The sequence below is a fragment of the Nostoc sp. genome (genome assembly GCF_036917515.1).
Taxonomy (GTDB): Bacteria; Cyanobacteriota; Cyanobacteriia; order Cyanobacteriales; family Nostocaceae; genus Nostoc.
This window is the reverse complement of the sequence record NZ_JBALDE010000231.1, coordinates 1-8,882: the sequence shown is the minus strand read 5'-3', so window position 1 is coordinate 8,882 and position 8,882 is coordinate 1. Positions and strand designations below refer to the sequence as shown.

The following is an 8,882-nucleotide window of genomic DNA, read 5'->3' as shown; positions in this document are numbered from 1 at the left end:
CATTTGCTCACAAGGTGCTGATATCTTCAATCTTTCAGCTTAAGCCTTGTGAGTTTTCTTACAATAGCCCCTCACTTTTAAAACATCCTCTAATACGTAAGTCCGACAAAAATTAAATATAGCGGTTTTTGCTTACGTGAGTCTCAAACGATGGTGTATCTACACCTTGCATAACAGCTTACCATTGTGAAAAAGGGTATTTTACTAAATTGCTGTTAAAATATCTGGAGTCATCAGAAACTTCTTGTCCAATCCAGCTTGGTAATTCAATTTGCTGATTTTCATCACTAAGTTCAACTTCTGCTAATATCAGTCCTTTATTAACACCATCAAACTCATCTATTTCCCAAATCAAACCAGCCGACTCTATCTTATATCTGATTTTTTCTATAAAGGGACGTTCACATAATATCTCAAGTATTTCTTGAGCATCTTTAACAGGAATAGGATACTCAAACTCTAATCTTGAATATTTAATGTTGGGGCCTTTAATGGTCAAAAAACTTTTTTCTCCTACTATACGTATACGTACAATCGCTTCGTCTTGTGTAGCAATGTACCCTTGACGATATACACTACCTTCAGCTAATCCTCTCCAGCTATCTCCTCTCACTAAATATTTCCGCTCTATTTCTTTCGCCATTTTATTTACCAAATTATTTGCTTTTTTATATTATAAATAATATAACAATCCTAAATCTCTTCACAAAAATGTGTGTGCAATTATTGCAATTAGAATGAAGTTTTTGAAGTATTGATATTAACTAATTGATAATTAGCGATCGCTTCTACTGTAATACTAGAAATTTTATCTTGACGACGATTTGATACTATCTGCACTAAATGATTGCAACTAGTAGTAAATTCCTAATTTTCATCCCACTCATTTCAAGGTGTAGAGAACTGGAAAAACTTTTAATACTCAATATCCTATGCTCAATTATTAGCCATGAATTCAAATATTTGTTATATGCAAGAACTCACCAAATGTCCTTGTTTAATTTGTTCTTTTGCTAAAGCTAATGCTTGACGAGCAATTTTAAACTTTGTTTCATCTGTAAATTTACGATCAAAATGCTTTAAGTAAGCTTCCAAATACCGAATACGTAAGTGGGGATCGGTAGGGTTTTGAAGAAAAGGGAGGTCAGCTTCAACCATGAACCGGATAGCTAATAAGGGGATTGGACTACGAAGTGGGCGAAAATTTGGATTGTGTAGACCAGGACTTTCATTCCGTTTATGAAATTCTCCTATCATCAATCCTGACTCAACAAACAAAGGTTTAAGTTTTTGCTGAACACTATCTATTACTTTAGGAGCATCTTCTATATGAATGTCAGGAAAGATAAGTAAAAAAGCTTTATTAATTGCTATTTTTCGCTCTTCAACATCTATTTGCAGAAATATATCTCGATAGCGTTCAACAACCTCTTCTAATTGTTCTGGATATAAATCTTTCGTGTGAATAACTGCTAGACGAATACTGTTTGATTTGAGAGAGTAAGGTACAAAAGGGCAAACTACGCCGGGTCTACCTAAGTCAGGATGAGACCTTCCTAAAAATTTTTTTACCCACTCCATAATTTCAATTAAAGAAGGAAGGTCTTCATGTTCTTGGAGTTGTTCGATTTCACGAGTTGTATAGAGTTGCATAAGTTTGAGTGGAATGGAATAATTGTTTAATTTTGAATCCAAAATTAGTTTTCCAATACACATATAGGTAAAACTAATTATTTAAGTAAACAAAACAAGTCTTTAGTTGTTAATTTTTGATTAATTTGTGGCTTGTATGAAATAACAACGCTTTATGATTTTCTTTTATGATCTGAAAGTGATTTACGTTAATATATACAACAATATTTCGGATAAAATAAATTGTTTTCATTTGTTTTAAAATTATTTTGCAATATATTAGCTACAGGACTAATATTTAAATATTGAAACATATATAGGGCGTGCTACACTCTGCTAACACACCCTACAATGATTGACAGATTTTTCAAAAACGATTTTCGATTTTTATGGAATACGTATGTATTATCATTATTCGGCATCTGCTCCTAGTCGTTTACACTCTTAAGCTTCTATTATTTTTATGAATACATTATAAATTTTATGTCTAAATACTTATTTTTACTGTAAAAATTTGGTATAGATTTAACAGCAACTTTAAGGCTAATATCAAGGTAATAAACTTTTATCAAAGTAAAAAGTTTACACAGAATTGGTATAAGAGCTGATTCGTAAATAAAATCTTAAGGGTACTCAACTCATTACTAGGTCTAAGTTTCAGCGAATAAGTGCTTTATTGACTTAAATTCCTGAAACCCTTACTAGACAACTACTTTACTTGAGTTTACGAATTAGCTCTAAGGCCAATTTATAAGCTGTATATTACTTACAGCGGATTGCAAGTTAATAAAGTAAATTCTCTCCAATACTTAGGTAGATGCCTGATAGGGCGGGTGGGGTAGTTACTCCACTTAGATGAAAAGTACTGTATTTTCGATTGTTTGATTCTCAACGTGAGGTATTTGTAGCAAATATCGCTAGTTTAAGCTTTATTTAGTTTAAAAAAATCCTTGGAGAAGGCAAAATGAGCGGCGACTTCTACCGTTCTCCGTACCCCACTCTTAAGTAAGCTACTCACAAAATTAAATATTTTAAGACTTACGCCCTATACAAATTAACCATAATATGCGTTAAGCAAAATTTATATTTCAGATGCTGACTGCAACCATGATTTTGTCGCATATTTACTATTTTGAGTGTTAGACATGGCTCAAAAGCCCAAATTTAGTATAGTCAATACGTATGATACGTAAGCCTTATATTTGTTCAATTGGAAGTCCCTTATTTATTAACAAATTCTTTCACCACTGCCATAGCATCAGGAGGAATCTGCGTAATTAGGCGAAATGGAAATGCGGCAGTTGAAGCAAACTGGGCATATTCTGGTGTCAAGAAGATAGTATACTTTTTAGCTTCTGGAGTCATCTGTGCAGCAAAGGCCAAAGCTATAGCTTTAACGTACTTGCGAACATCTGCTGCTTCTTCACCGACAACTTCGCCGCCACTAATCGGTGTATTTGGTTGTCCGATCTGATCTAATGTGGTGCTGGGATCTTTTACACTTAGATGAGTACCTCCAATTATACCAACTAGCGATTTTGGGGATGGGATTTTGTCAAATCCCACAATCTGTTCAGTTAAAGCTGGGGTAGTTTTATCGGCGGAACCTGCTAACACTATGGTGGGAACTTGTATCTTTGTTAACCCAGTTTCACCAAAAATCAGAGAAGTTGTCGGATTGAGAGCGATCGCTTGTTTGATTCTGGTATCTCGTAGTTGATAGCTATTTTCTGGTAATTCTTGAGCGATACACTGCAAATTTTCTCCCAAACTCAAGATACTCAAGTTCTTTTTACAGCGTTGTTTAAGATGTTCTAGTTGTAACTCTGCCCCAGCAAGTGCTAAAGCTGTACCACCACCAAAAGAATAGCCAACAACCATCGCGTTCGTGGTTGCAAGTTTCCCTTGTAGGGGATGATTAGTCGTTTGGTTGAGTTTTTCTAATTCGTCGAGGACAAAACTAATATCTTCAGGGCGATTTAAAAACTCTTGAGGCTTCATAACTTTGGTTTTACCTTGTAATGCTAAATCAGTATTTGCCGCATTACTACCGGGATGTTCTAAAGCTGCTACTACATAACCGTGGGATGCTAAATGTTCTGCTAGGTAACGCAAGTCCGTGCGGACTGACCCAAAGCCGTGAGAAAAGACAATAAGGGGTTTGTCGAGAGTTGCAGCAGTTGACCAGTAAATATCAACTGGAATTTTGCGTTGGCGTAGCCCGCCGTAGGCATCGCGCTTTTGATCGTTCAGGCTTAAGTTGAGTATTTTTACTTGGGCATTTCCTGGTTGGCTGGGATCAAAAGGGAAAGTAATCTGCGGTGTTCCCGGCTTTGCTGTTATCGGGTTGAGTTGGGGAGCGAGCGCTAACATAAATTGCTGGGTGCGCCAAAAAGATGTATTTAAGTTTTTTGCAACAACCCAAGCCTTTGGCAAATTAATTTCTAAGCGTTTACTGGGATAAGCAGCAATAAAACTTAGTATAGAAAGACCCTGTGGTGTAGTAGAACCTAATACCAATCCGGCTCTCAATGCTTGTACTCCTGCTTTATCCTTCCGGGCTAAGGCTGTAGCAAAATCATTAAGAATAGTTGTACCAATCTGCGTATTAATTAATTTATCAAGTGTGACAACATTCATGGGTATATTCATGCCCAGCGCTCCCAAGAAGAAGCGACGTTGTTCTTGGGATAATCCTTTAGTGTAAGACTGTAAACTCCCAGGCAATTCCCCAGTTTTTGCAGCCTTTTGCAACTCAGCAAGGGAGATAGATTCTGTAAATAAACCCAAACGCACAACAACCGTGTCAGCAGCAATGGCCGAAGTATTTGCCCCGAACTGTGTAAGTGCGATGCCTACGGCGGGCAAAGCCAACGCGCTAAATAAACCCGCAACTGTCTTAAGACTTCTCCAATTTCCCATAAACTTTTATACCAATTCTTACTTACGGGAATATAACGGATATTTGTGTATTTGACTACCCCATTAATTGCTTAGAAATAAAAGTAAATTTTTTCTTAACTTAATAGGGATGTCTACGACGGGCTGCGTCGCTCCTGCGTCGCTCCTGCGTCGCTATCAGTGACGCTGCAATCTCCTCAAAGCATCTGCTGATGCAAACAGAGCCATATTACAAGCATAACAAAAGCAACGAATTGTAGAATTCATCACAGCTAAAAATTTGAGCATAAATCAGTGTTAACAGCCACAAAAGCTTAATAGTTTCTCAGCTAGGTTTAATACTGTAACAGAGCTACTAAAACAGGGTAAACGATCGCATCGACAATCTGCAATTTTTTTTTCACAACAAAATTTAACCGACTGCTTAATGTTTTGTCTTTGCCCTTTAAAACGTTTTGCAGATGTGTTGCAGGTGAATAGTCTGACTGCTCTAGCTGCACTATCATTTCTCATCAAATTTTACCAGCCGCATCAACAATTTTTCTTGGCTTTATGCGTCGCAGACTCCCATATATATTAATTTTGCTACTCTCTTTGAGTATTATTACGCTGTGGTGGCCTGTGAATGATTCTGATTGCAATTTCGAGGCTTTTATCGCATCAAAAACTCCAAAATTCCAAGTACACGCTACTAAAGTTATTGTTCAGCCGTGGCGTGGTCGTCACCATGTATATGGAATCTTTATGATTCCTGATGAATACAAACAAGCTCCATTTTTTGTGTTAACAGTCCAAGGTGCTGGTAGTTACTGTTCAAAACAGTTTGGTTATAAACAAAACTTTGATGATATCTTTGCTGAACCAGGAACTTATCTGGTAAAGAAGGCTATTAGAACTCGAAAAACTTTCCGGCTCATTCTTCAAGGTTTGTATTCTCAGGTCAATAATAAAAATAATTGGACGTTGACTTTCCCTAAACCAAAAGCTAGTCAAGATAATTTATAATTCACAAGTTAGCTTGGTGCTTGAGTTTCCAAAACCTGATTTTTCTCCAACAAAGCACTAGTAGCATTAACTACAATTTGTGCCGCTCCTGTGAAGAACGATCGCTCGATAGTCGTTGGCACATCGCTAGGTTTATGATAGTGCGGAGTACGTAAATTTGCGGTATCTGTCACCAGCACAGCGCCTACGCCCTGGTACCAAAACGATGCATGGTCGCTGCGTAGGGTGTCTGGTGTCAGTAAACCTTTAAAAGGAATTGGTAGTGTTAGGACTGCTGGCAGATTTACTTGCTGTTTATTCAGAGCAATTGAGGGGATGTTGTGTGAATTTTGAAAGGCATTCAGTAAAGGCAAATGTTCTGTATCACCAACTACTGCCAAAAAGTCGCCCTTGTCGCTAGGTGGTGTAATAGGCAATCCAGTAGGGTATTTCTGACAACCAGTAGTGTAACAAGCGTAACCTACCATATCCATAACGATCGCTCCGCCTAAATTTTGCAAGCGTGCTGTCTTACTCACAAAAGCTTGACTACCCAAAAGTCCTGCTTCTTCTTTGTCAAAAAAAGCTAGCTGTAACGTCCGTGGCGTCGGACGGGAACCGAGCAATCGGGCTATTTCCAGCACTACAGCTACACCACTGGCATTATCATCGGCACCAGGGGATAAGGCAACAGTGTCGTAATGCGCTGCTACAAGAATTGCTTTAGCGGCCTTGTTAGTTCCTGGGCGTTCGGCAAAAATATTCACACCGTCGGAGAACTGTTCTAATTTAGGTTTCCAGCCGACTTTTTTCAGTTCAGTTGTAATATAAGTGCGAGTAAGCAATCGCTCTTTTGTGGTGTAGCGCTGAAAATTTAACTTTTGGATATGGGTTAACAGTTTATCAGGAGACACCTGCAGGGTAATGTCAACTTCCTTTGACTCTGGCTGTGCTTCAGGTGTTTTTACTGGAATGCTCTCAACAATTGTCGGTGAGGAACGCTGTTCAAAAAACGTACTACCTCTGCTACCCACAATAGCAACTGCCATCAGCACCAACAGCATCAGCCAAATCCATTTTCTCATCTGATTTATCCTTGGCTTCCTGACTTAGGGTAGCGCAAATCCACTGTGAACTATAAAGTATGATTACCAGTGACTGAGGCAATATCAAATTCTTAAAATGGCTGTTGTCATTGCTTGCCCTAATATCATCATTCATAAGGTACTGCGACAATTGACATGAGTATTCTTGCCCTTGTACCAAATTCTTAGTTAACCTGAGTTCGGGTTAAGCAGTTTGAGATAAAAGCCAGTCCATCTGAAGGCTGGGTTTTTTAGGTTGGTGGCAATAAGCAATTAATCCGCACAGAACGTTAACACAAAAATTCACGGGGCTTCGGTGTCTGGAATGTTCAATCTGAGAAATATTTTTGAGTTGGTCATTAATAGTTTCAATGATGGAGCGTTTTCGCGATAAAAGCTTGTCATGCAGAAGCATGAGCTTATTTTTCATGTTGCGACGAGGTTTAGCAAAAAACTGAATGCCAAAGTCTTCTAAAAGTTGAGATGTCAGTTTTTGAGAAACATAGCCGCGATACCTTCGGTAAGCTTCGCTAACGCCAAAAATTTTTCCGAAAAGCTCACTCAGTAAATTGGGAACTGGTTGACGGTCATCAACGTTACCAGGAGTCAAAGTAACATTTAATAGTTGACCAAGTTCATTGACGACAAGATGAAGCTTGAAACCAAAAAACCAATCCACAGAAGTTTTGCCACGTGCAGCTAAACCTTCAAATACTTTATGCCGAGAAATCCGACGATTATGGCAGACTTTGAGACTCGTTGAATCGATAAAACCGATACCCGTACACTTGCCAAAGCAATGCTTGAGATAGACGCATAAAGGTATCAAGGTTGATGGTATCCATTCAATAAATCGTTGATAGCTGGGAAGACCTGGAAAGGCATAACTCCATTGCTGCTTCACTTGATTCAAATAAAAATACTTGAAATTCCGATACTGAGTCTGATGGAAAGCGACTAGAATCGTGATTATCTCGCTCAAACATAGACTTCTTTTGCGGTTACGTCTGCTGGCTCCATGTATCAATAGTTTTTTGCGCCATTGCATTTCAAATGCCTCACAAAAATCGTCTATATGGCAGAATAATGCTTCTAAACTAAACATAGGGCAGGTTGCTGGATTTGTCGTTATTTTCAGCTTACTACCTGCTCCTTTCCTTATCCCGAACTCAGGTTAGTTAGTAAAGCTTTCTTTTCTATATAACAGTAAAAGCCTAAAATTTTACTGAACTGCAACTAAAATCACCTAGTAGCGATCTGTTTCGCGATCACTACTAGGTGAAACTAATTCTCAATTACACAAATTACTAAATAGATATTACTCTTTATAACAGTTGGACTGTCTGCATTACCGAGTTGAACGGCTACCTCATTCCTGATTAAGGTTATATAATTCAGTTTGCATTAACTTCTGAAATCTTCTATCTTTACGGATTTTATCAAAATTAGAGTCCAGCTTTGCTCTTTCTCGGCATTTAGAATTAATCGCAATTGCTTCTTTAAGAGTTTTGACTGCTTCTTTTACATTATTTCTTAAAGCATAACAGCAAGCAATACTGTAATGAATATTTGCATAATGAATATTTAATTTTAATACTTGTTTGAAGCTTTTAATTGCCTCGGTATAACGTCCTAGTTTGAGTAGTATAAAACCTTGATTACCCCAAACAATGTCTTTTTTAAAATTCAATTTAATGCATTTCTTACAAATAGCTAGTGCTTCTTGATAGCGGTCTAAATAATATAAAGGATAACTCTGATTTGCCAAATATAAAACAAAATTTTCATCATTTACCCCAAAAATCACAGCTTTATCAAAGTAAATTAACGATTCTTCATAATATTTAGATTCTTCAAAACTATTTTCTTGCTTATCATGAAAATAAACCTGCTCATAATTAATAGCTAAAGGAATATTGAGTTGTGGTTCATCATTACTATATTTTATTAATAATAGATATCCTAATGAGTTCCAGGCATTACTATTTTCAGGATTTATATATATTGATTTTTTAGCACTTTCAATAGCTTTGTCATAGAATTTTAATTTATAAAGAGTTATAGTTTTATAATTCCAAAGATTATAATCATCTGATTTCAACTCTAAAGCTTTATCCAAACTAGCAAGTGCATCTTGATAATGCTCTAACTCAAGAAGCAATCTAGCTTGAAGTTCCCAAAGATTATAATTATCTGATTTCAACTCTAAAGCTTTATCCAAACTAGCAAGTGCATCTTGATAATGCTCTAAGTCACCAAGCAATCTAGCTTGAAGTTCCC

9 protein-coding genes are annotated in these 8,882 nt (G+C 37.1%); 1 reads left to right on the top strand and 8 read right to left on the bottom strand.

The features are described 5' to 3' along the window. Positions 1-178: 178 nt before the first annotated feature. The 4 genes from V7K89_RS30375 to V7K89_RS30360 form a co-directional block, all read right to left on the bottom strand. Positions 179-643 (bottom strand): CYTH domain-containing protein, encoded by a 465-nt coding sequence (locus tag V7K89_RS30375; RefSeq protein ID WP_335193966.1) that lies wholly within the window; start codon positions 641-643, stop codon positions 179-181. A gap of 323 nt (positions 644-966) precedes the next feature. After that, positions 967-1,695: a DUF6875 domain-containing protein gene (locus tag V7K89_RS30370; RefSeq protein WP_335193964.1), complete on the bottom strand. Its 729-nt coding sequence runs from the start codon at positions 1,693-1,695 to the stop codon at positions 967-969. A gap of 1,158 nt (positions 1,696-2,853) precedes the next feature. Then, the gene (locus tag V7K89_RS30365) at positions 2,854-4,554 is read right to left on the bottom strand and encodes an alpha/beta hydrolase (RefSeq protein WP_335193962.1); all 1,701 of its coding nucleotides are present in this window, start codon (positions 4,552-4,554) and stop codon (positions 2,854-2,856) included. 314 nt (positions 4,555-4,868) lie between these two features. Beyond that, positions 4,869-5,039 (bottom strand): hypothetical protein, encoded by a 171-nt coding sequence (locus tag V7K89_RS30360; RefSeq protein WP_335193960.1) that lies wholly within the window; start codon positions 5,037-5,039, stop codon positions 4,869-4,871. A 46-nt stretch (positions 5,040-5,085) separates the two neighbouring features. On the opposite strand from V7K89_RS30360, the gene V7K89_RS30355 reads away from it, so the two are divergent. Further along, positions 5,086-5,538, top strand: a complete 453-nt coding sequence (locus V7K89_RS30355; protein WP_335193958.1) for a hypothetical protein — start codon at positions 5,086-5,088, stop codon at positions 5,536-5,538. 8 nt (positions 5,539-5,546) lie between these two features. Here the strand turns inward: V7K89_RS30355 and V7K89_RS30350 are convergent, their stop codons facing one another. From V7K89_RS30350 to V7K89_RS30335, 4 genes are all read right to left on the bottom strand, one after another. Beyond that, the gene (locus V7K89_RS30350; RefSeq protein ID WP_335193956.1) at positions 5,547-6,602 is read right to left on the bottom strand and encodes a M28 family peptidase; all 1,056 of its coding nucleotides are present in this window, start codon (positions 6,600-6,602) and stop codon (positions 5,547-5,549) included. After that, the gene (locus V7K89_RS30345) at positions 6,544-6,738 is read right to left on the bottom strand and encodes a hypothetical protein (RefSeq protein ID WP_335193954.1); all 195 of its coding nucleotides are present in this window, start codon (positions 6,736-6,738) and stop codon (positions 6,544-6,546) included. The genes V7K89_RS30350 and V7K89_RS30345 overlap by 59 nt, the downstream gene beginning before the upstream one ends. 69 nt (positions 6,739-6,807) lie before the next feature. After that, on the bottom strand, positions 6,808-7,707 hold the full coding sequence (locus V7K89_RS30340) for an IS982 family transposase (protein ID WP_335193952.1): 900 nt from the start codon (positions 7,705-7,707) through the stop codon (positions 6,808-6,810). 264 nt (positions 7,708-7,971) lie between these two features. Next, on the bottom strand, positions 7,972-8,882 hold a 911-nt coding region (locus V7K89_RS30335; protein ID WP_335193950.1), incomplete at its 5' end, for a tetratricopeptide repeat protein.

Bases quoted from the DNA above. Each gene is read 5' to 3' on its own strand.
- V7K89_RS30375 (WP_335193966.1), bottom strand. From the start codon at position 643: ATGGCGAAAGAAATAGAGCGGAAATATTTAGTGAGAGGAGATAGCTGG.
- V7K89_RS30365 (WP_335193962.1), bottom strand. From the start codon at position 4,554: ATGGGAAATTGGAGAAGTCTTAAGACAGTTGCGGGTTTATTTAGCGCG.
- V7K89_RS30360 (WP_335193960.1), bottom strand. From the start codon at position 5,039: ATGATAGTGCAGCTAGAGCAGTCAGACTATTCACCTGCAACACATCTG.
- V7K89_RS30355 (WP_335193958.1), top strand. From the start codon at position 5,086: ATGCGTCGCAGACTCCCATATATATTAATTTTGCTACTCTCTTTGAGT.
- V7K89_RS30350 (WP_335193956.1), bottom strand. From the start codon at position 6,602: ATGAGAAAATGGATTTGGCTGATGCTGTTGGTGCTGATGGCAGTTGCT.
- V7K89_RS30345 (WP_335193954.1), bottom strand. From the start codon at position 6,738: ATGAATGATGATATTAGGGCAAGCAATGACAACAGCCATTTTAAGAAT.
- V7K89_RS30340 (WP_335193952.1), bottom strand. From the start codon at position 7,707: ATGTTTAGTTTAGAAGCATTATTCTGCCATATAGACGATTTTTGTGAG.